Below are 20,566 nucleotides of genomic sequence, written 5' to 3'. Positions count from 1 at the left end.
AATGGGCAAGAGAGGAGGCATAATGAAATGGCAACATTAAAAGATATTGCTGAGAAAGCAGAAGTATCGACTTCGACTGTTTCAAGGGTGCTAAATTATGATCCGACGCTTTCCGTTGGAGATGAAACGAAAAAGAGAATTTTCGAAGCTGCTGAAGAGTTAGAGTATAAAAACCACCGAAAAAAAATCACGCAAAAGAAACACAAATTAGCAATCGTGAATTGGTATACTGAGGAAGAAGAATTGAACGATCTTTACTACCTATCGATTCGTCTTGGAGCGGAGCAACAAGCACAGTTGATGGATTATGAAATTGTTCGTGTCTATCATAGGGAAGAAGAGAAAATGGATAGCGATTTGGCTGGAATCTTGGCAATTGGGAAGTTTAGCCCAGCACAAGTGGATAAGTTAAGAGAACAAGCGCCTTTTGTTTGCTTTGTCGACTATATTCCACACGATCGAGCGAATGATACCGTACTGATTGATTTTAGAGAAGCGATGCGTCAGAACATCGATTATCTCGTTCAAGCCGGACATGAGAAGATTGGATTTATTGCTGGAGAAGAATCTTATAGTGACTTATCGGGTACATGGACAGATCCACGAACGAGCCACGTAAAGCATTATTTAAAGAAGAAAAATCTTTATAATGAACACTACTTTTTCAAGGGTGCCTTCAGAGTAAATGATGGAAAAGAAAACATGGAAAAAGCCATTAGGGAGCTAGGTAAAGAAAATCTTCCTACAGCATTTATTGCTGCGAATGATGCCATTGCGATTGGCTGCTTAAAGGCTCTTTATGAGCACCAGATAAGAGTTCCCGAGGAAGTCAGTATTATCGGATTCAATGATATTTCGACTGCGAAATACATAACGCCGGCATTGACGACTGTGAAAGTATATACAGAAGAAATGGGTAGAAGTGGTATACAATTACTGCATGAAAGAATTCAAGAAGATCGTGAGGCAATCAAAAGCGTGACATTAAGTACGAAGTTGATCAAAAGAGACAGCGCATAAAAAAGGGTTTACTAGAGTGAGTTCTTACTCTAGTAAACCCTTTTATTTCTATTAAAGTTCAAAAGCATTTACTGTAGGTTGATACCCTAATTTGACTCGTGCTTGGTCAATATCCAGTCTTGGGAAAGAATTATTTGAAATACCGTTTACTAGCAAATACGGTTCATCTAATGCTGCTTGCAAGCAACAATCAACTAAATGATTCATATCTTTATAAGAGAAGAATGTTCCGCGAGAATAGAAGTCTGCTTCAGGATCTACACTTTCATCAGGTGATTTATAATCACCGATTCGAATCCCGATTGATGCAATGCCTTTTTTGTAGGCATAGTAGCTAGCTAGACCTTCCAAGAAGACTTTTGAAACACCATATAAATCATCAGGACGAGCTGGTTCAGCTGTCTTGACTTGAACATTTTTTGGATAAGCATCACTAGCATGAATGGAGCTAGCAAAGATGATTCGTTTTAAACTAGTTGCTTTTTCAGCTGCTAAATAGAGGTTCTGAGGAAGCATATAATTCAAATCTAATAAACCATCATAGAAATCTGCTTCTGCATCTGGATTTCCAGCTAATTGAATAGCGTAATGAACACCGTCAAGCACAGTATCCCAGTTTTCTAATACGGATAAATCTTTTTCTATGATTTTAGCGCCTTGTTTAAGTTCTTCGGGAAAGTCTGAAAAATCAACATCAGCAAGAACTAAATCATAATCATTTTTTAAATGTTTGACAAGATTCGTACCAATGGTTCCAGTAGCTCCCGTGATTAAGATAGTGGTCATTTTGTTTCCTCCATGTGGACTTATATAAGTAAATCATTCATTTAATGATGATAAGATAATATAAAATCAGTTCACCTTTTACGTGATAAAAGGTGAACTGATTTTTTTCGATGATTATTTTTTGTGATCTTTGTCTTCGATAGCTTTACCATAAGTTTCATGGCCTTTACCTTCGACTTTTTGAGCTTTACCTTCGACTTGCTTGCTCTTATCGTCAGTCGCTTTACCATATTGGTCTTTTGCTTCTCCGACTACCTTGTCTTTAGCGCCTTTAAGTTTATTCTTCATACTGTCTTTATTGTCTGTCATGATTAAATCCCCTTTCAAATTGTTGGAACTGAATTAAAATGGTAAATCAATCTATAGTGCAATTTTAGGATGATTAGGTAAAAAAAGCAAAGAATACGCTCACTTCTGTTGTATGATTGGTTTCTCAGGTAGCGGAATTGTGCTAAACTAGACGAAAGAATAGGAAAAGGCAAGGAGAAACTAAATGCGTATTTTAGCGATGGATACATCAAACCAGTCAATGAGCGTTGCTGTAACAGAAAATGGTGTGACGCTAGCAGAACAGCTAACGAATGTGAAGAGAAATCATAGTATTCAACTAATGCCAACAGTAGAACGAGTGATAAAAGATGCAGGGTTGACGATCGATGATATTGACCGAGTAGTTGTAGCGAAAGGACCTGGTTCCTATACAGGTGTCAGAATTGCCGTAACTGTAGCAAAAACATTAGCATGGACAAAATCGATTGAATTAGTGGGCGTTTCTAGTTTGAAGGTATTGGCTGGAAATACGCCACAAGATGATAACTTGCTGATTGTGCCTATTATGGATGCGAGAAGAGGCAACATCTATACAGGACTATATCAATTCGTAAACGGCACTCTAGAACAACTTGAAACAGACCAACATATTTCAGCAGAGCTATGGGCAAATAGGCTGTCTGCACGAAAAGAAACGATTATGATCGTCGGTGTGGACGCAGTAAAACATCAAGAAGTATTTGAAGAAAAGCTACAAGATAAAGTACGAATACTACCAACATTTCAGCAATTACCAAGAGCAAGCGTGCTCGCATGGATTGGAGCGCAAGCAGTGCCTGAAGAAATTCATCCTTTCGTACCAGAATATACAAAGTTAACCGAAGCAGAAGAAAAATGGAAAGAAGCAAATCCTGATGATAAAGGGGGAAGCTTGGTTGAAAAATATTAAGCAATGGCTAATTGATCGGCTAACGACCCATAGACAGGCGCTTCCCAGACCGATCGCAGAACGTGTGAAATTATCTCAGCCTTTTATTTCGCTTAACGATGAAACATTTCTAACCGTAAAGATTGCGGGAGAAGACCATATAGATGGCCTGCTTTCCATCGAAAGACAGTGCTACAATGGTCATACACCATGGAATCGTACGGCTCTTCTTCATGAAATCCGGTACAATAAAAATGCTTTTTACATGATCGTGACAGATGATCAAAGACCGGTTGCCTTTCTTGGATCTTGGTTCGTAGCGAAAGAAGCGCATATTACAAACATCGCGACGATTCCTGAATACGAAGGGAAAGGGATCGCCACTTTTTTGATTGAAGCACTAAAAGGCATTGCGCTAGATGAAAAGATGCAATTGATTAGCTTGGAAGTCAGAGTCTCCAACAAACGTGCCCAAGGTCTTTACCGAAAAATGCAGTTTACAAATGGTAGAGTAAAAAAAGGGTATTACGCAAATGATCACGAAGATGCACTAGAGATGGCAATGTTGCTAGCAGTCACTGATCGATAACAAGTGAGGAGAGCGTTCAATGGAAATCAATCAATCAACATTGGTTTATCGCTTATTAAATCAAGAGGAAGCTGTTCCAGAGACCTTACATGCATTATCGGAAGAAAGCTTTGCCTTTGGATCGCCATGGACGATCGAGCAATTCCAATCAACCTTCGATCAGGCCAATTTATTTTACCTAGTCGCGGAATATGAAGGAGAAATGGTCGGGTTTTTAGGCGGGTCTAAGGTGCATACGGAAGCAGAAGTCTACACGATTGTCGTTAAAACAGCCTATAAACGTAATGGGATCGCAACACAACTACTGAAGGAAATGAAACAGCGCCTGCGAGCAGAGCGCGTGAATGAATTATTCTTAGAAGTACGTATTTCAAATGAACCGGCGATTCTGTTATATAAGAAATCTGGGTTTATACCTGTAGGTGTTCGTAAAGGGTATTATGCACATCCAAAAGAAGATGCGGTTGTATTGAAATGCGCATTATGAAAGAGAGCGAATCAACATGAAAAGAATATTAGCAATAGAAACAAGCTGCGATGAAACAAGTGCCGCCGTTATAGAAGAAGGTAACCGTCAATTATCAAATGTGGTAGCTTCGCAAATCAAGAGTCATCAGCGATTTGGTGGAGTCGTACCCGAAGTAGCTAGTAGACACCACGTTGAACAAATGACCATTGTTATGGAAGAAGCGTTAAAAGAAGCCGAAACGACTTACGAAGAATTAGATGCCATCGCGGTAACAGAAGGGCCTGGGCTAGTCGGTGCATTATTGATAGGGGTCAATGCCGCCAAAGCCGTTGCTTATGCGCACAATCTACCCCTTATTCCGGTTAACCATATCATTGGTCATATATATGCCAACCAACTCGTACAACCATTAGCGTTTCCTCTATTATCTTTAGTTGTTAGTGGGGGTCATACTGAACTCGTATATATGGAAGAACCAGGGAAGTATGAAATTATCGGTGAAACAAGAGATGATGCTGCTGGCGAAGCCTATGATAAAGTGGGAAGAATTCTTGGAGTGCCTTATCCTGGTGGAAAGCATATTGACGAAATGGCGCATAAAGGGAACGATACATTCCATTTTCCGCGTGCAATGATCAAAGAAGACAATAACGATTTTAGTTTTAGTGGACTAAAAAGTTCATTTATCAATACTGTTCATAACGCAGAGCAAAAAGGCGAAGTATTAGATAAAAATGATTTGGCTGCAAGCTTTCAAGCAGCTGTTATTGAAGTGCTTGTAACAAAAACAATGAGATGTGCTAAGGAGAAACAAGTGAAACAACTCGTATTGGCGGGTGGCGTAGCAGCTAATAGTGGACTACGTGCGGCTTTGAAAGAAGCGGTTGAAATGACACCGACAATCGAATTGGTTGTCCCACCATTGTCTCTTTGTGGAGATAATGCAGCAATGATTGGTGCAGCAGCATTTGTTGAAGCTGTCGAAAATAAACAGATAGATCTTACTTTAAATGCACAACCTGGCTTGTCTCTTTAATAAAAAAAGAACAGATCTGAGTCTACTCATCATAAGTGGACTTAGATCTGTTTTTTTTGATTATTTTGCTTCTGCTTCTTCTGAGGCAAGTAATTGTACACCACGAGAAGGGATAGGAGTAGAAAAGACGATTTGTGTTGAAGTCTTTCCGAACTGCTGTAAATCGTTGATAAAATCATCCAATTCTGTCGTTGTCGGATAAGCCGCTTTGATCAGCATTGAAAATTCTCCAGTCACGCAGTTACATTCAAGCACATTGGTGCATTGTTGAATATATGGATAAAAGTCTTCTTTCTGATTAGGGCTCAAGTCTAAATGGATAAATGCCTGAATATGATAACCCATTTTCTTTAAATCTGGAGAAGCAATATACCTTCCTAAAATGCCTTCGTTTTCTAAACGATGGATACGAGCTGAGACGGCTGGAGAAGATAAGTAAGTCTCTCCTGCAATTTCTTTTAAAGACGCACGACTATTTTTTTGAAGTATCTCAACGATTTTCTTATCCATTTGATCCATGTAAAACGAGCTCCTTTTCTAACAATAAAAGAATCTTTTAATCATTGTTATAGTGAAATTTTTTTGACTTTTATATCGTACACTAAATTAGCGTAATGTGATTATATTATACCCTAATCTAAGGATAATGCAACGTTCGTTTTATCTATACCAATGTAAAGTTTTGTCTGATAAAACTAGTTTATAAAACATTGAAATAACTATACCTATTTATAATGTGTAATTATCTATGCGAGCTTTTAACGGATAGAGGCTAGTTAAATTTAGTTATTCCGTATCCTCATAAGATTCCAGAGCCACGCTTGCCTCTTCCCATTGTTCCAGTAAAATTTCTTGTTCTGCCTGTAACTTTTCGTGCGTTAATGAAAGAACAGAGGCCTGTTCAGCATCATCATAAACAGTTGGATTACTGAGTTTTTCATGAACTTCGTTTAATTGTTGTTCAATAGATTGCAGTTGCTTCTCGACATCTTCAATCAAACGATTTAAGCGTCTTGTTTCTCGCTGACGTTCTTTTTGTTGGGCTCTATCCGAAACTAGTGGAACAGCAGGGTTAGGCTGATGCATATTATTTTGTTTCATTTCTTGTTCGGCTTGCTCAAGTTGGGATAAAGCTTCTAATTCTTCTTTCTTCTGAAGGTAATAATCATAGTCGCCCAAGTAAAGCGTTAACCCGTCTTCAGAAATCTCAAGTACTTTAGTAGCCATACGGTTGATAAAGTATCGATCGTGAGAAACAAAAAGCAAAGTGCCTTCAAAATCAATCAATGCATTTTCCAAGACTTCTTTAGAGTCAATATCCAAATGGTTTGTCGGTTCATCTAATATGAGGAAATTATTCTTTTCCATAGCTAATTTGGCCAAAGCTACACGGGCTTTTTCGCCACCGCTAAGAGAACCTACCGCTTTTTCTACATCATCTCCTGAAAATAAAAAACTACCCAGTAAGGTACGAATAGATTGTTCAGGAATCGTTGGATGTTCGTCCCATAATTCATCCAGCACACGTTTAGTTGAATGAAGAAGACTTTGTTCTTGATCATAGTAACCCGTGTCTACTTTCGTTCCGAGCTGAATCGTACCTGCTAGAGCTGGAATTTGTCCAACGAGCGTCTTGAGCAAAGTAGTTTTTCCAACACCGTTCGGTCCAACAAGCGCGATGGCATCAGTCTTACGAATATCCATATTGATTGATTCTGATAATGCGGTCTCTTCATAACCAATTGCTAAATCTTCTGTTTGAAGAACAACACCACCAGATTCTCTTTCCGTGTAGAAATTAAAGCTAGCCGATTTTTCATCATCTTGTGGCTTACCCATTTTATCCATCTTATCCAGCATTTTTCTGCGAGACTGAGCTCTTTTAGTGGTAGATGCACGGACAAGGTTACGGTTAATGAAATCTTCGGTTTTTTCAATTTTCTTTTGTTGTTTCTCATATTCTTTCCACATTAGTTGAATCATTTCAGCTTTGAGTTTCAAGTAATTTGTATAGTTTCCAGTGAAATGTTGAACTTTACCATTACTGACTTCGTAAATTTCATTGACGACTTTGTCTAAAAAGTAGCGGTCATGAGATACGATCAATAGTGCACCAGTATAACTTTGTAAGTATTTCTCCAACCAGGCAAGGGTATCGATATCCAGATGGTTGGTTGGCTCATCCAGTACTAAAAGGTCTTTTTTCTCTAGTAATAACTGTGCTAAGGCCAACCTCGTTTTCTGTCCACCAGAAAGCTGTGCAACAGGAGTAGAAAAATCTGATTCGTAAAACCGGAAACCATGTAAAACAGAACGAATTTCACTTTCATAACCGTATCCGTTTAATTGCTTGAAAGTCTCTTGCATCGTATCATATCGCTTTAACACTTCATGATAATGTCCTTCATCTTCTAGTAAAGTGGGGTCGCTCATTTGAGATTCTACTGCGCGCATCTCTTTTTCAAGCTGGCGGACTGCTTCAAATACAGTCAACATCTCTTCCCAAATCGTTCTATTGGATTCTAGACCAGTATGTTGATCCAAGTATCCAATGGTCAAGTCACGTTTTTTATTGATTTTTCCAACATCAGGTTCTTCCTGTCCAGAAATCATATGGAGTAAGGTCGTTTTTCCAGCACCATTTCTTCCAACAAGTCCCACTCGAGAAGCTTCCTTGATTTCTAACGTTACATCATCAAATAAAACTTCTGCACCAAAGTGACGGGCTACTTTTTGTGTTTGTAATAAAATCATTCTAATTCCTCATTTTTAGTAGTCATTCAGCATCATCTATTTTTTAAATAGTTTATCTCATTATTAGTGTAGCATAACTGCGATCTGATATACAGGCAGGGTATGAACAAGATAAAAGGGAATGGAATTCAATCGATGTCATGGGGTGGAGAACTAAAAGAATAATTAATCCATTTTATTACAGATTTTCACAAACCTCTTCTAAATAGACTTACAACTTCATGTTGCTCTATAAGGAACGCTTACTTTTAGTACACATTAACTGTTATTTTCACAATTTCATGCTATAATAACAAGTGAAACAACAGGAATACTTGTGAAATTCAATGCAAAATAATGGTATTTACAAGACATGTTGGACTAAACTTAAGCGCTAATCAGATGAGCGAATATAAAAGGAGAAAAAATATGGTAGAAAAGAAAATCCCAAAAGCAACTGCAAGAAGGTTACCCCTTTATTATCGTTATCTACGCTTTCTCCACGAAGCGGGAAAAAGTCGTGTATCCTCTGCAAAATTAAGTGAAGCAGTAAAAGTAGATAGTGCAACCATTCGAAGAGATTTCTCTTATTTCGGTGCTTTAGGAAAAAGAGGATATGGTTATGACGTCGAGGCGTTAATGAATTTCTTCAGTAAGACACTTAACCAAGACCGCCTGACCAATGTTGCTTTGATTGGTGTCGGAAATCTTGGACAAGCATTATTAAACTATAATTTTAGACGCAGTAATAATACGAGAATCAGTGCAGGATTTGATGTAAACGAAGCATTGATCGGCACAGTTCATCAAGGCGTTCCAGTTTATCATATTGACGAAATGGTTGAACAGCTAGACTTGCAGCAAATTGATGTTGCGATATTGACTGTTCCATCGGAGATCGCTCAAGAAATGGCGAATAAACTGGTTGAAGGTGGCGTTAAAGGCATTATGAACTTTACACCGATTCGTGTAAATGTACCAGAGAACATTCGTGTACACAATGTTGATTTGACTAATGAACTACAAACATTGATTTACTTTATCAACTACTATCAAGACTTGGACGAAGCTGATGAAGATGTTGTGATTGATGAAGATACAGGAGAATTATTCGTAGAAGAATAACGCTAATTGAAAAGCAGGCGACAAATTCAGCTTACTGAATTTGTCGCCTGCTTTTTTTAAGCTTTATAATTTTTTTTCACCTTGTAGTAGACTTGCAATAAACGGGTTCCTTGCACAAAATCTCTTGTAGCTAAAAAGACAAATATTAGAGGGAATAAACCCCAACCGTTCGTTTGAACGGCGTTAATAGATAGATAAAGAAGTAAAGCGAACATAACGAATTTAAAAGTAATATAAGTGATCATTTGCTTGTTTGTCATTAAAAATTCCTTTCTATTTTAAAACCAGATAACCTTAGAATGTTTGAAGGACCACGAGAGTGTTCATCAAGCAGTGAGCTAATATAGGTGCCCAGATGTTTCCAGATTTATAGTAAACCCATGAAAATACAAGACCCATAGTCGAATAAACTAAAATCCTACCATCTATGTGAAACAACGCAAAAGCAAGTGAGCTAATGACCCCTGCACCAATACCGCCTAGTTTACCTAAAGAAAGACCAAACAATACTTTTCTGAAAACAAATTCTTCCATAATTGGACCTGCTATAGAGGTAATCATCACAAAATAGGGATACTGTCTGATGATGGCCAAAAGCGTCACTGTGTTCTGAGAATTAACCGGCGTACCGAAAAAACGTACTTCGATTTGTAGTGCAAGAAACTGAAGAATAACGGCTAAAAATACTCCTAGGATTCCCCACAATAAAATCCGACCTATTCGATGACGAAATGCTTGCTCATAGGGCAAGTTGAATTGATCTTTTCTATCTAAGTAAATCATTAGACTCGCACCAAAAATGAACAAGAAAATTTGAGATAGGATTGATCCTGTGGGTTGTATTGAAGAGGGTAAAAGTTGACTAGCCACAGAAAGTAATTGGACAATGAGATAAATCGATACAATCTTTAGTCCAGTATTGCGCATTTTTTTTATTTCCAAAGTATTCATCCTCACAATTCATGAACTTCCAATATTAGTTGACAATACTAGTAACTTAACATAAAAATAGGGTGTATTCCACTGGATATTTTTAATCATTTTTTTAACTTCAAAAGGGTTGCAAGAAATCATTGTTTTGAATATACTAAGTATTGGAGTTAGCACTCGCAATCGTCGAGTGCTAACATGAATCAAATTAACTAACTATTAGCGGAGGGATCACATTATGTTAAAACCTTTAGGAAATCGTGTTCTTCTAGAAGTTATCAAAGAAGAAGAAAAAACGGTAAGCGGACTTGTTTTACCGGAATCAGCAAAAGAAAAACCACAGACAGCTAAAGTCGTAGCAGTCGGAAGTGGTAAAGTGCTTGAGGATGGCAAACGTGCAGAAATGGATGTTTCGGTAGACGATAAAGTGATTTTTGAGAAATATACCGGTTCTGAAGTTAAGTACGAAGGAAAAGAATATCTAGTCGTTAAAGATACGGATATTATCGCGATCGTAGAATAAAATCAAACGCAATTGAGCGAAGACTAAAAAGAAATCGTAAAAAATAAAAATTAATCAAGAGGTGGATGGTAATTATGGCTAAAGATATTAAATTTTCTGAAGACGCACGTTCAGCAATGCTGCGCGGTGTAGATAAATTAGCAAACACAGTTAAAGTAACGTTAGGACCCAAAGGTAGAAACGTTATCTTAGATAAAGCATTTGGTGCGCCACAAATCACTAACGATGGTGTAACGATCGCGAAAGAAATCGAATTAGAAGATCAATTCGAAAATATGGGTGCACAATTAGTAGCAGAAGTAGCAAGTAAAACAAACGATATCGCTGGTGATGGTACAACAACAGCAACTGTATTAGCTCAAGCAATCGTCAATGAAGGTATGAAAAATGTAACTGCTGGCGCTAACCCGGTGGGTATTCGTCGCGGAATCGAAAAAGCAACAAGAAAAGCAGTAGAAGCGTTACACGCAGTTTCTACAAAAGTTGAAGGAAAAGAATCGATTGCACAAATCGCAGCAATCTCTTCAGGAGATGAAGAAATCGGTCAATTATTAGCGGATGCGATGGAAAAAGTAGGCAGCGATGGCGTTATTACGATTGAAGAATCTCAAGGTATCGAAACAGAACTAGATGTAGTAGAAGGTATGCAATTTGACCGCGGCTATTTATCACAATACATGGTAACAGATAACGAAAAAATGGAAGCAAGTTTAGATAATCCATATGTATTGATTACAGATAAAAAAATCTCTTCTGTTCAAGATATTCTACCGGTTCTTGAGAACATCATGCAACAAAACCGTTCTCTATTGATCATTGCAGATGATATCGAAGGAGAAGCGTTACCAACGCTTGTCTTAAACAAAATCAGAGGAACACTGAACGTTGTAGCGGTTAAAGCACCTGGTTTCGGTGATCGTCGTAAAGGAATGCTTGAAGATATCGCGATTCTGACAAACGGAACAGTGATCACAGATGATCTTGGACTAGACTTGAAAGACATGACGATCGATCAATTAGGTGTAGCTGGAAAAGCTGTTGTCACAAAAGATGATACAACACTCGTTGAAGGTACAGGCGACAAAGGCATGATCGAACAACGTGTTGCCATGCTTCGCGCACAATCAGAAGAAACAAATTCTGAATTTGATCGTGAAAAATTACAAGAACGTATTGCAAAACTTGCTGGTGGTGTAGCTGTCATCAAAGTTGGGGCAGCAACAGAAACTGAAATCAAAGAACGTAAACTACGTATTGAAGATGCTTTGAATGCTGCACGTGCGGCTGTAGAAGAAGGCGTGATTGCTGGTGGGGGTACTGCCTACATCAACATCTTAAGTCAACTTCAAGAAATCGAAGCAACGGGTGATGAAGCGACCGGCGTGAAAATCGTTATTCGTGCACTAGAAGAACCGGTACGTCAAATTGCATTTAATGCGGGTCTTGATGGAAGTGTAATCGTTGAACGTCTGAAACATGTTGAGCCAGGTATTGGATTCAATGCTGCAACAGGCGAAATGGTCAACATGGTAGAAGCGGGCATCATTGATCCGACTAAAGTAACCCGTTCTGCATTACAAAACGCTGCATCTGTATCTGCACTCTTACTCACAACTGAAGCTGCAGTTGCAGATATTCCTGAACCAGAAGCACCAGGCGCTGGAATGGATCCAAGCGCAATGGGCGGAATGATGTAAAGGCATAGTTTTTCGTAAAGTGAATGATGAACAATAATTGATGATTTAACTTTTCTGAGTAAGAAAATCAAAATTTTAACTGAATATATTTTTACTCGGAGGGCATATTTTAAAGTAATAGGCTGGATAAGAGAAATGGATATTATATCCATTTTCTTATCCAGCTTTTTTTTTGGAGGGAAAAGTATGAATTTATTAACAGATGATGTAAAGCAAGTTTACCGAAAATATCTCATAGCAGCCTTTGGGAGTGCTATGATTGGTTGTATATATGGTTTAGTAGATACAACAGCCGTAGGGCAATACCATGGTCCGGAAGGTGCAGCGGCTATGGCTGTGGTTGCACCAATATGGAACATACTGTATAGTCTAGGGCTTTTATCTGGTATTGGTGGAGCTGTTCTATTTAGTCGAGTATATGGACAAACTAGGAATAAGAAAAAAGCAAATGAGTATTTTTCAATTGCATTACTTGTAACGTTTATATTCGCGATTATTACGTGGGCATTATTCTGGATTTTCGAGGATCAACTTCTTATATTATTCGGCGCAGATGAAGTTTTGATCGTATTAGCTAAGCAGTATTTATTTCCGGTAAAAATACTCGTACCTATTTTTCTTATGAACAAATTCTTGATCGCATTTTTGACTAATGACTCTAATCCAGTTCTAGCAACTAAATCTGTATTGACAGGTGGCTTATTCAATGTAGTTGGAGACTATCTATTTGTTTTTGTGTTCGACATGGGAATAGCTGGAGCAGGCTTGGCAACTGTTGGAGGGGCAATTGTTACCTTAACGATGCTATCTACACACTTTTTCAGCGAAAAGAATACTTTGCGTATAGTTAAAGTACATCATATTCAAGAAAAAGGATTAGCAGTCTTGAATACTGGTTTTTCTACATTTTTCATTGATATTTCTATGGGGATCGTGACCATGCTATTCAATAGACAAATTATGATTCATTTGGGTACAAATGCTTTATCTATTTATGGAATTATTGTTAATATTAGTACCTTTGTCCAATGTTGTGGCTACGGTATCGGTCAGGCAGCTCAACCCTTGTTGTCTGTTAACTATGGCGCCAAGAAAATTAATAGAACGCTTGGTACTTTAAAACTCAGTTTAAGAACCGTAATGATTGTGAGTGTAGGCTGGGCACTCGTAGCACTATTGTTCCCAACTGCTTTTGTATATATCTTTATGGCACCTACAGAAGGTGTTCTTTCTATCGCGCCATTTATTATTAGAGTATATGGCTTATCATTTTTACTGTTACCATTTAACATATTTTCCACTTATTTTTTCCAATCGACGGAAAAGCCTAGAATTTCTTTTTTGATTTCAGTAACAAGAGGTTTATTGTTGAGTGGTGCTTTAATCATTCTATTACCAACAGTATTCAATGCAAATGCAATTTGGTTAGCAATGCCAATCACTGAATTAGTAGTAGCAATTCCTGTAGGAAAGGCTGTTTTTGAAACTTTCAAACAGAATCGTTATCCCAATATTGATGATGTAGAAGTTAAATAGTAAGTAAATATGTTATGATATGAAACAAACAAAACCAAAAAGTTTTTTTAAAAGGGGATAGCATATGGGTGGTAAGACAGTATCGATAATAGGATTAGGGGCATTAGGGATTTTATACGGACAACATTTATCTCATGCACTGGGTAAAGACCGTGTTAAAGTCATTGTAAGTAAAGAAAGAAAAGCGCGTTACGAGCGAGAAGGCGTTACGTTAAACGGGGAAGCGTGTGACTTTACTTACGTGCTGGAGACTGATCGAGGAAATCCATCAGATTTAGTGATCGTTTGTACCAAATCTTTGACCTTGGAAAGTGGAATGAATTCAATGAAGTATCAAGTGGGTCCTGAAACAGCCATTCTCTCTTTGATTAATGGTATCACGAGTGAAAATATTCTAGGTGCTAGATTTGGACAAGAAAAAGTTATTCCGACAGTAGCGATTGGAATGGACGCCACCAGAGAAGGTCAAAACGTTCTCTCTAAAGTAAAAGGCTGGCTCCAAATCGGTGCTGATGTGCCGGAAAAGCTAGATAGACTGAATAGGGTAAAAGAAATATTTGATGAAGCCGGTTTTCCATATGTGGTAGAAAAAGATATTATGCTGAAAATCTGGGAGAAATTCATCATGAATGTCGGTGTCAATCAAGTAGTAATGGTACACGAAACGACGTATGAAGGCATTCAAACGGGCGGAGCCTATCACGAACAAGCTCGAGCAGCCATGCATGAGGTAGTGGAGGTTGCTCAGGCAGAAGGGATTCCATTAGAAGAAACGCACATTCAAAATGCTTTTGATATTATTGACACCGTTGACCCTCAAGGTATGCCTTCTATGAGACAAGATGGTTTAGCAAAAAGGAAAACAGAAGTTGCTTTGTTTGCAGGCACTATTTTAGAAAAGGCTAAACAGTATGACTTAGAAACGCCTGTGAACAAAGCTCTTTACCAAAGAATAAAAGAAATGGAAAAAACTTTTTAAGCTACTGGTCGAATGAAAGTGAAAGACAACAGTTAAACTTTTTACTGGCTATTTGTAACTTGATTGATTTAAAGTAGTAGAGGAAAACTAAATCAAACGGAGTGAAAAACATGCGTGCATGGACAATAAAAGAACCAGGTTCCAGAGAACAATTAGTTATAGAGAATCGAGAAAAACCACAACCAAAAGAAGGCGAGATTTTAATTGAGGTTAAAGCAGTCAGTATCAATCGAACGGATACGCTGACAAGACAGAACCCTTCACTTTCAAAACCTTATCCTATTATAGGAATAGAGGTTAGTGGGATTGTTGTTGAAAATCATTCTTCTGATAAGAATCTTGCCCCAGGCACAAAAGTAACGGGTCTTGTCAATCAAGGTGGTTATGCAGAATATGTAACAATGCCTGCCGACCGTGCGATTATCTTCCATGATTCATTATCGATGGAAGAGGCTGTCGCCATACCTGAAGTCTTTTTAACGGCTTATCAGACATTGTACTGGCTCGGTGAGTTGCGGTCAGAACAAAAAGTACTGATTCATGCCGGAGGTAGTGGGGTCGGAACGTCGGCAATCCAGTTAGCACGTCATTTGAGTCAAGCGCAGATTTTTACGACAGCAGGCCATGAAGATAAATTAAAAGTAGCAAAAGCACTTGGTGCAGATACAGTGATTAACTATAAAGAAGAAGCTTTTGAAGAAGTCATCAGGGCCGAAACAAACGGTGAAGGTGTAGACGTTATTCTCGATTTTGTCGGCGCCTCTTACTGGGAGAAGAATATGCAAAGCGCAGGAATAGATGCGAATTGGATTTTGATCGGTACACTAGGCGGAACAGTAGTAGAAGAAGTTTCTCTTATGCAGTTATTGCAAAAAAGAATTTCTCTTAAAGGAACATTGCTAACACCAAGAAGCGACGACTACAAAGCCAAGCTGACAAAAGAATTTGTAAAACAAGCGATGCCGCTGATTGAAGATGGCATGATTCGACCAATTATTCACTCAGTCCTTCCTTTTGAAGAAGCAATAGAAGCTCACCGACAAATGGAAGAAAATGAGAATACTGGAAAGATCATTCTTAAAATCGGAAAGTGATTTCAACCCTTAATCTATACCGAATTGAGAAAATTCAAGTTGGGCTAAATGTATAGAGAACCCCAAAAATAATCTCAGCAAATGATTGTTTCTGGGGTTCTTTACTATTGAAATATAAGAAACTACACTTTAATTTCATGTGGGTTATACAATAAGTTATTAAAGAAATTCTAATTATAAATCGATTCCAAACTCGATATTCACAGCAAGCATTTCATATCCTAGTGATTTATATAACGATAGGGCTCTCCTATTTTCTCCAAATACACCCAGAGTAGCTTCTGTTTTTCCTTTATCTTTTAGGAACTTTAAAGCTTCTGTGATAAGGGTCTTCGCAATGCCTTGTTGTCTCCAGTCTGGTAGCACGAAAATATTCTCGGTAGCGCTTCTTGCCTCACCTAATCCCCAGGTCATTACACTACCAACTACTTTATCTCCATCAAATGCTGTAAAAGTATCCCATTCCGAACCCGTTTTTGTCCAATTTAGACGATTTAAACTCCAACTTACACCTTCTGAATCACCTTCGGCTTCGGCGCGTAGATACTTTTCTTGTTCGGTCTGAGTTTCCATACGCCAATTAACAATGCTTACATTATCTGGAGGAAGAACATCTGGAATTTCGCTTGTTAGGTCGCGTTTCATAATTAAATGATTTCGCTGTACTGAAAAGCCTTTAGAGAGAAAATAATCGATTTCTTCTAACTCATCAGAAGGGATAGTAATCGTAACGCATATATTTTTATCAGAATAGTGGCTTTTTAATTCATTGGCCCTTTTTAATAAAGACGAAAATAATGCATCTTGTACCTCAACTGTGTAATTGAAATGGGGATTTAAAGAGATATCTAGCGCCAACTTATATACGAAACAAGCAGGTTTATTATTCTCTTCGATAACCAACCATGTTTCATCAGGTGCTAAGTGTCCTACGCCGTATAAATGATCGTCTGAGTCAACTGCACAGAAAATATTTTCAGGGGTATAATCGGCATTGTAGCGATAAGCGAGCATCGATAAAAAGTTGAATTCAGCAATTTTATCAGCATCTTTATCTGAATAATTTCTTACCGTATAAGGATGAATAGATTTCTCGGGCATATAAATAATTTCCTTCCATCGATTAAAAATAAGCGTTTAATCATAGAGTATGATTAAACGCTTATGAATAAGATAATTTTTTTAAGCTATTTTTTTGTATAGATCAATGACTTCCACAGCAATATCTTTAAACGTAATGGCATTCATCAAGTGGTCTTGTCCATGAACCATCAAAAGAGACATTTCGATACTATCGCCAGATGCTTCTCGAGTAAGCAACCCCGTTTGCGAATGATGAGCTTTGATCAACGCATCATCAGCAAGTTTTAGTTTCTCATCTGCTGTCTTAAAGTCACCAGTTTTAGCTGCATGAATAGCTTCCATCGCATTACTTTTGGCATCTCCACCATGCATAATGAGTCCCATGATCGTCTGAAGCATTTCTTCTTGTTCCTCTGTTTTATCGGACATACTAGATTCTCCTTCGCATAAAGCACTTATTTAATGAAACGGGTATGAATCTTCTTATTCACTTAAAGCTAACGCTCTATCTAAGACACTTTTTCCGTTCATCATACCATAATCTCTCATATCAATAACTTCTACAGGAATGCCTTTATCTGCAACTTTTTCTTCCATTTGTTTTTTAAGAAACTTAACTTGTGGACCTAAGAGCAAAACATCTACCGGCTTAGAAGCAAGGTAACTATCTGCCTCGTTGGCTGATACGGCAAAAATATCTGTTTCAACGCCATCCTCTTTTGCAGCTTTTTCCATTTTGGATACAAGCATACTTGTACTCATTCCAGCGGCGCAAACTAACATAATGGTTTTCATTGACATAATAAACTTCTCCTTCTGTTTGAAAATAGATTTGTATTGTATACGATCAATGGAAGCTACTACCCTCATAAGTGAACAGATTATCTGGTAAGTGTTTTGAATGCGTTTACATTATCACGAAGTGTTCTTGCAAACATTCACCTATAAAAAGCCAAGCTTTAAATTGAAATCGTTTACTTCCTATGTATTATTTATACACTAGATGAAGGTTAAATTCAACAAAATGCTATAAATCAAATCATTCTTCGAGAATAAACGTATGTAATCGATAACATATTTAAAATAATAGAAGATAGTTTTCAAAGATAATAGTATCGGTATATTTGCAATTGGCGTTAGTTCATAAATAATGAGATTAATGCTATTCTAGAGTAGAGGAAATGAAGAAACATTCGAGAATAGTATCGTTGGAGGATAAAGATGAATAAATACTTAGTATACGATGTCGGTGGCTCAGCGATTAAATACGCAATCATGAGTGAAGAAAAGATTTTTTCCAAAGGAAAAGTGGCTACACCTAAAGAAGACTTGACTACGTTTATCAATAAAATGGAAGAGATTTATCTCAAATATGAACAGGCTATTTCTGGTATAGCCATTAGCATGCCTGGTGTAATCAATGCTGAAACAGGCTATGCTGTTCATGGAGGATCGCTAGAGTTCATCCGACAAATGAACTTGAGAGATAAGCTAGCCAAAAAACTGAAACACCCCATCGTTATCGAAAATGATGGAAAGAGCGCAGCACTAGGAGAAGTCTGGAAAGGGAATTTGCAAGGGATTGAGAACGGTATTGCACTAATATTAGGAACAGGTATCGGTGGTGGTATCATCGCAAATGGGCAGTTACTAAAAGGTCATCACTTTGCTGCAGGAGAATTTTCGACCATCAGAACCGATGGACAAAAACCTTTAGCCTATGAAACCATGCTAGCCAATACAGGGAGTTCAGTCAAATTAGTTGAACGGACAGCAACATTATTAGGAAAAGAAGCAGAACATTTCACTGGTGTTGACTTATTCAAAGAAATTAAATCAGGAAACCAAGAAGTTGAAAAGCTGTTCTTTGAATATTGTGATACGATTGCAGCACAAATCATGAATCTTCAAACAATTCTAGATCCAGAGATGATTGTAATTGGTGGCGGTATGAGTGAAGAACCTTTATTTGTAGAAGGAATACAAAAGGCAGTAAATGATTTATTCTCAGAAGACGTGATGACTGAAATCAATGGATTCAAAGCAGAGATTACACCTAGTACATTGGGAAATGAAGCGAATCTTTATGGGGCACTCTATCAGTATCTTTTAATTACTAAAGAAAATCCGATATCAGATAAGGATAATTAAACTATAAAGGAGAGGCGCATAAGATGAAAGTCAGTGCACTACAACTAGATCTTGTCTTTAATGATCCTACCCGCAACGAGAAAAATGTTGAAAAGGCAATTAGACAAGCGGTAGAAACGGATCATCCGGATACGATTGTCTTACCAGAAATGTGGAATGTCTCTTTCTATCCGAGCGATCCCAGAGAAAATGCAGATAAAGAAGGAGCGCACACTAAAGCACTACTAAGTCGATTGAGTAAACAATATCAGGTGAATATTGTTGGGGGAACCGTTGCGACACGATACGGCGATCGATTGTACAACTCTAGTTATCAGTTCAACCGAGAAGGCACATTGGTACACACCTATCATAAAGTCCACTTATTCTCACCATCGGGAGAAGATCAGGTATTTACATCAGGAAATCAGTTGGGTTTATTCGAACTGGATGGCATCAAAGTCGGTATTATTACTTGCTATGACCTAAGATTTGTGGAATGGGTTCGCTTGATGGCACTGGAAGACATTGAAGTTCTTTTTGTGCCGGCGGCCTGGCCACATCCCAGAGTTGAACACTGGCTGACATTGTTAAAAGCACGTGCAATAGAAAATCAGCTATTTGTTATCGGGGTAAATAGTGTGGGAAGTGCCAACCAATTATCTTTTTGTGGGCATTCGATCATTTTGAACCCACTAGGAGAAACGTTAGCAGAAAGCGCAGAAGAAGTGAAACGGCTGACAGCAACACTTGATTTGAAACAACGAAAAGAAGTGAAAGAACAAATCAACGTTTTTAAAGATCGAAGACCTGAATTATATACAAAGAAACAGAAACAGTGAAGGAAGCAAACGCTTCTCTTCACTGTTTCTGTTTTGACATTATAAAGGCGTACCAAATATTTGAGTAGCATATAAAAACTCTCCATCATAGTGAACACCAATACCAACTTCTTCAAATTCGGGGCGAATCATATTTTCATAATGCCCTTCACTTTCTACCCAGCCATTGAAAAGCAGCTCAGCCATTTCTTTTTCATTCAGATAATTTGTTGCCATACCTAAATTTTCTCCAACAAGTTTGTAAGGATAAGAAATGCCTTCTTCGTTAAATACGGAGAAGGTATCTGACCCATCAGGCCTTGTATGAGAGAAGGATTCTTCTGTTTCCACCGCGCGAATATTGGCCACTTCTTTCAATGTGTCATTTGATTTTAATATAGGAACTTGTTGCTTTTCACGTAATTCGTTTAATAGTGTAAAGATTCGTTGTTCAACGACTGCATAGTCAATATCCGGATTTTTTTCACGGTCTTCAGCAACAGAAGATACGACTGGATTGTCGGTTTCTGCCTTACTAGCCGTTATATTTTCTAAGGCGATTCTAGGATCTTGTAAACGAACATTCGACCACTCTTGGGGTGCGGGAATATAGTGAACGATCGTGTTCAGCCAATCTCCAGCCATGGTGCCTTGCAAAATGTTTGTCGTCGCAAGCCAAAATCCTAAGATGACAGCAAGTGATAGTACAATCAGTTTTCTGAGAAATTTAAACATCGCAGTCGACTCCTTCCTTGTAGATGTTCATATATTGTATCAGAAATCGTTGTATTTAGTGAGTAGGTTATTCGAATTATTT

General features: G+C 38.0%; 23 protein-coding genes. 13 read left to right on the top strand and 10 right to left on the bottom strand.

Annotation, left to right across the window (positions count from 1 at the left end; translation table 11 throughout):
- Positions 1–27: 27 nt before the first annotated feature.
- Entirely contained in the window at positions 28–1,020 is a 993-nt protein-coding gene (locus J5J05_RS03340) for a LacI family DNA-binding transcriptional regulator (protein WP_208559257.1), read from the top strand.
- Positions 1,021–1,071: 51 nt separating this feature from the next.
- Here the strand turns inward: J5J05_RS03340 and J5J05_RS03335 are convergent, their stop codons facing one another.
- Positions 1,072–1,806 carry an NAD-dependent epimerase/dehydratase family protein gene (locus J5J05_RS03335; RefSeq protein ID WP_208559256.1) on the bottom strand — a complete coding sequence of 245 codons (735 nt, stop codon included), beginning with the start codon at positions 1,804–1,806 and terminating at the stop codon, positions 1,072–1,074.
- Positions 1,807–1,920: 114 nt separating this feature from the next.
- On the bottom strand, positions 1,921–2,115 hold the full coding sequence (locus tag J5J05_RS03330; protein ID WP_208559255.1) for a CsbD family protein: 195 nt from the start codon (positions 2,113–2,115) through the stop codon (positions 1,921–1,923).
- Positions 2,116–2,299: 184 nt separating this feature from the next.
- On the opposite strand from J5J05_RS03330, the gene tsaB reads away from it, so the two are divergent.
- From tsaB to tsaD, 4 genes are read left to right on the top strand one after another with little or no spacing between them, the layout of a single operon-like run.
- Positions 2,300–3,025: a tRNA (adenosine(37)-N6)-threonylcarbamoyltransferase complex dimerization subunit type 1 TsaB gene (tsaB, locus tag J5J05_RS03325; protein WP_208559254.1), complete on the top strand. Its 726-nt coding sequence runs from the start codon at positions 2,300–2,302 to the stop codon at positions 3,023–3,025.
- Complete coding sequence (rimI, locus tag J5J05_RS03320; protein ID WP_244244591.1) at positions 3,012–3,593, top strand: ribosomal protein S18-alanine N-acetyltransferase; 582 nt, start codon at positions 3,012–3,014, stop codon at positions 3,591–3,593. The genes tsaB and rimI (J5J05_RS03320) overlap by 14 nt, the downstream gene beginning before the upstream one ends.
- 19 nt (positions 3,594–3,612) lie before the next feature.
- Positions 3,613–4,080, top strand: coding sequence for a ribosomal protein S18-alanine N-acetyltransferase (gene rimI / locus J5J05_RS03315; protein WP_208559252.1), 468 nt, complete (start codon positions 3,613–3,615; stop codon positions 4,078–4,080).
- Between the two features lie 16 nt (positions 4,081–4,096).
- Entirely contained in the window at positions 4,097–5,098 is a 1,002-nt protein-coding gene (gene tsaD, locus J5J05_RS03310; protein WP_208559251.1) for a tRNA (adenosine(37)-N6)-threonylcarbamoyltransferase complex transferase subunit TsaD, read from the top strand.
- A gap of 60 nt (positions 5,099–5,158) precedes the next feature.
- Here tsaD and J5J05_RS03305 read toward each other — a convergent pair whose 3' ends face one another.
- Positions 5,159–5,617 carry an Lrp/AsnC family transcriptional regulator gene (locus tag J5J05_RS03305; RefSeq protein ID WP_208559250.1) on the bottom strand — a complete coding sequence of 153 codons (459 nt, stop codon included), beginning with the start codon at positions 5,615–5,617 and terminating at the stop codon, positions 5,159–5,161.
- A 267-nt stretch (positions 5,618–5,884) separates the two neighbouring features.
- Complete coding sequence (locus tag J5J05_RS03300; protein ID WP_208559249.1) at positions 5,885–7,852, bottom strand: ABC-F family ATP-binding cassette domain-containing protein; 1,968 nt, start codon at positions 7,850–7,852, stop codon at positions 5,885–5,887.
- A 408-nt stretch (positions 7,853–8,260) separates the two neighbouring features.
- Here J5J05_RS03300 and J5J05_RS03295 point away from each other — a divergent pair, with 408 nt between their 5' ends.
- A complete protein-coding gene (locus J5J05_RS03295) occupies positions 8,261–8,956 on the top strand; it encodes a redox-sensing transcriptional repressor Rex (RefSeq protein ID WP_208559248.1) in 696 nt (231 codons plus the stop codon).
- Between the two features lie 56 nt (positions 8,957–9,012).
- Here J5J05_RS03295 and J5J05_RS03290 read toward each other — a convergent pair whose 3' ends face one another.
- Positions 9,013–9,216, bottom strand: coding sequence for a DUF4305 domain-containing protein (locus tag J5J05_RS03290; protein ID WP_208559247.1), 204 nt, complete (start codon positions 9,214–9,216; stop codon positions 9,013–9,015).
- 34 nt (positions 9,217–9,250) lie between these two features.
- On the bottom strand, positions 9,251–9,898 hold the full coding sequence (locus J5J05_RS03285; protein WP_208559246.1) for a CPBP family intramembrane glutamic endopeptidase: 648 nt from the start codon (positions 9,896–9,898) through the stop codon (positions 9,251–9,253).
- 226 nt (positions 9,899–10,124) lie between these two features.
- On the opposite strand from J5J05_RS03285, the gene groES reads away from it, so the two are divergent.
- From groES to J5J05_RS03260, 5 genes are all read left to right on the top strand, one after another.
- Positions 10,125–10,409 carry a co-chaperone GroES gene (gene groES, locus J5J05_RS03280; RefSeq protein WP_208559245.1) on the top strand — a complete coding sequence of 95 codons (285 nt, stop codon included), beginning with the start codon at positions 10,125–10,127 and terminating at the stop codon, positions 10,407–10,409.
- Positions 10,410–10,483: 74 nt separating this feature from the next.
- Positions 10,484–12,106: a chaperonin GroEL gene (gene groL, locus J5J05_RS03275; protein ID WP_208559244.1), complete on the top strand. Its 1,623-nt coding sequence runs from the start codon at positions 10,484–10,486 to the stop codon at positions 12,104–12,106.
- Positions 12,107–12,292: 186 nt separating this feature from the next.
- The gene (locus J5J05_RS03270) at positions 12,293–13,642 is read left to right on the top strand and encodes an MATE family efflux transporter (RefSeq protein WP_208559243.1); all 1,350 of its coding nucleotides are present in this window, start codon (positions 12,293–12,295) and stop codon (positions 13,640–13,642) included.
- Positions 13,643–13,706: 64 nt separating this feature from the next.
- Positions 13,707–14,621, top strand: a complete 915-nt coding sequence (locus J5J05_RS03265; protein WP_208559242.1) for a ketopantoate reductase family protein — start codon at positions 13,707–13,709, stop codon at positions 14,619–14,621.
- Positions 14,622–14,731: 110 nt separating this feature from the next.
- The gene (locus J5J05_RS03260; protein WP_208559241.1) at positions 14,732–15,715 is read left to right on the top strand and encodes an NAD(P)H-quinone oxidoreductase; all 984 of its coding nucleotides are present in this window, start codon (positions 14,732–14,734) and stop codon (positions 15,713–15,715) included.
- A 174-nt stretch (positions 15,716–15,889) separates the two neighbouring features.
- Here J5J05_RS03260 and J5J05_RS03255 read toward each other — a convergent pair whose 3' ends face one another.
- The 3 genes from J5J05_RS03255 to J5J05_RS03245 all read right to left on the bottom strand — a co-directional run bounded on the left by J5J05_RS03255 (position 15,890) and on the right by J5J05_RS03245 (position 17,599).
- Positions 15,890–16,816, bottom strand: a complete 927-nt coding sequence (locus J5J05_RS03255; protein ID WP_208559240.1) for a GNAT family N-acetyltransferase — start codon at positions 16,814–16,816, stop codon at positions 15,890–15,892.
- An 81-nt stretch (positions 16,817–16,897) separates the two neighbouring features.
- Positions 16,898–17,227 (bottom strand): PTS lactose/cellobiose transporter subunit IIA, encoded by a 330-nt coding sequence (locus tag J5J05_RS03250; RefSeq protein WP_208559239.1) that lies wholly within the window; start codon positions 17,225–17,227, stop codon positions 16,898–16,900.
- Positions 17,228–17,281: 54 nt separating this feature from the next.
- Complete coding sequence (locus tag J5J05_RS03245; protein ID WP_208559238.1) at positions 17,282–17,599, bottom strand: PTS sugar transporter subunit IIB; 318 nt, start codon at positions 17,597–17,599, stop codon at positions 17,282–17,284.
- 420 nt (positions 17,600–18,019) lie between these two features.
- On the opposite strand from J5J05_RS03245, the gene J5J05_RS03240 reads away from it, so the two are divergent.
- Positions 18,020–18,949: an ROK family protein gene (locus J5J05_RS03240; RefSeq protein ID WP_208559237.1), complete on the top strand. Its 930-nt coding sequence runs from the start codon at positions 18,020–18,022 to the stop codon at positions 18,947–18,949.
- Positions 18,950–18,972: 23 nt separating this feature from the next.
- Entirely contained in the window at positions 18,973–19,770 is a 798-nt protein-coding gene (locus tag J5J05_RS03235; RefSeq protein WP_208559236.1) for a carbon-nitrogen family hydrolase, read from the top strand.
- Between the two features lie 39 nt (positions 19,771–19,809).
- Here J5J05_RS03235 and J5J05_RS03230 read toward each other — a convergent pair whose 3' ends face one another.
- Positions 19,810–20,484, bottom strand: coding sequence for a CAP domain-containing protein (locus J5J05_RS03230; protein WP_208559235.1), 675 nt, complete (start codon positions 20,482–20,484; stop codon positions 19,810–19,812).
- Between the last annotated feature and the right edge of the window lie 82 nt (positions 20,485–20,566).

This window comes from Marinilactibacillus kalidii (assembly GCF_017599325.1).
Taxonomy (GTDB): domain Bacteria; phylum Bacillota; class Bacilli; order Lactobacillales; family Carnobacteriaceae_A; genus Marinilactibacillus; species Marinilactibacillus kalidii.
This window is presented reverse-complemented; position numbering and strand designations above follow the sequence as displayed.

Excerpts from the sequence above, each read along its gene's own strand:
- J5J05_RS03270 (WP_208559243.1), top strand. The coding sequence starts at position 12,293 with ATGAATTTATTAACAGATGATGTAAAGCAAGTTTACCGAAAATATCTC.
- J5J05_RS03340 (WP_208559257.1), top strand. The coding sequence starts at position 28 with ATGGCAACATTAAAAGATATTGCTGAGAAAGCAGAAGTATCGACTTCG.
- J5J05_RS03250 (WP_208559239.1), bottom strand. The coding sequence starts at position 17,227 with ATGTCCGATAAAACAGAGGAACAAGAAGAAATGCTTCAGACGATCATG.
- J5J05_RS03265 (WP_208559242.1), top strand. The coding sequence starts at position 13,707 with ATGGGTGGTAAGACAGTATCGATAATAGGATTAGGGGCATTAGGGATT.
- J5J05_RS03245 (WP_208559238.1), bottom strand. The coding sequence starts at position 17,599 with ATGTCAATGAAAACCATTATGTTAGTTTGCGCCGCTGGAATGAGTACA.
- J5J05_RS03235 (WP_208559236.1), top strand. The coding sequence starts at position 18,973 with ATGAAAGTCAGTGCACTACAACTAGATCTTGTCTTTAATGATCCTACC.
- groL (WP_208559244.1), top strand. The coding sequence starts at position 10,484 with ATGGCTAAAGATATTAAATTTTCTGAAGACGCACGTTCAGCAATGCTG.
- J5J05_RS03300 (WP_208559249.1), bottom strand. The coding sequence starts at position 7,852 with ATGATTTTATTACAAACACAAAAAGTAGCCCGTCACTTTGGTGCAGAA.
- J5J05_RS03330 (WP_208559255.1), bottom strand. The coding sequence starts at position 2,115 with ATGACAGACAATAAAGACAGTATGAAGAATAAACTTAAAGGCGCTAAA.
- J5J05_RS03290 (WP_208559247.1), bottom strand. The coding sequence starts at position 9,216 with ATGACAAACAAGCAAATGATCACTTATATTACTTTTAAATTCGTTATG.
- groES (WP_208559245.1), top strand. The coding sequence starts at position 10,125 with ATGTTAAAACCTTTAGGAAATCGTGTTCTTCTAGAAGTTATCAAAGAA.
- J5J05_RS03260 (WP_208559241.1), top strand. The coding sequence starts at position 14,732 with ATGCGTGCATGGACAATAAAAGAACCAGGTTCCAGAGAACAATTAGTT.
- rimI (WP_208559252.1), top strand. The coding sequence starts at position 3,613 with ATGGAAATCAATCAATCAACATTGGTTTATCGCTTATTAAATCAAGAG.
- J5J05_RS03255 (WP_208559240.1), bottom strand. The coding sequence starts at position 16,816 with ATGCCCGAGAAATCTATTCATCCTTATACGGTAAGAAATTATTCAGAT.
- J5J05_RS03305 (WP_208559250.1), bottom strand. The coding sequence starts at position 5,617 with ATGGATCAAATGGATAAGAAAATCGTTGAGATACTTCAAAAAAATAGT.
- J5J05_RS03295 (WP_208559248.1), top strand. The coding sequence starts at position 8,261 with ATGGTAGAAAAGAAAATCCCAAAAGCAACTGCAAGAAGGTTACCCCTT.
- tsaB (WP_208559254.1), top strand. The coding sequence starts at position 2,300 with ATGCGTATTTTAGCGATGGATACATCAAACCAGTCAATGAGCGTTGCT.
- J5J05_RS03230 (WP_208559235.1), bottom strand. The coding sequence starts at position 20,484 with ATGTTTAAATTTCTCAGAAAACTGATTGTACTATCACTTGCTGTCATC.
- tsaD (WP_208559251.1), top strand. The coding sequence starts at position 4,097 with ATGAAAAGAATATTAGCAATAGAAACAAGCTGCGATGAAACAAGTGCC.
- J5J05_RS03335 (WP_208559256.1), bottom strand. The coding sequence starts at position 1,806 with ATGACCACTATCTTAATCACGGGAGCTACTGGAACCATTGGTACGAAT.
- J5J05_RS03240 (WP_208559237.1), top strand. The coding sequence starts at position 18,020 with ATGAATAAATACTTAGTATACGATGTCGGTGGCTCAGCGATTAAATAC.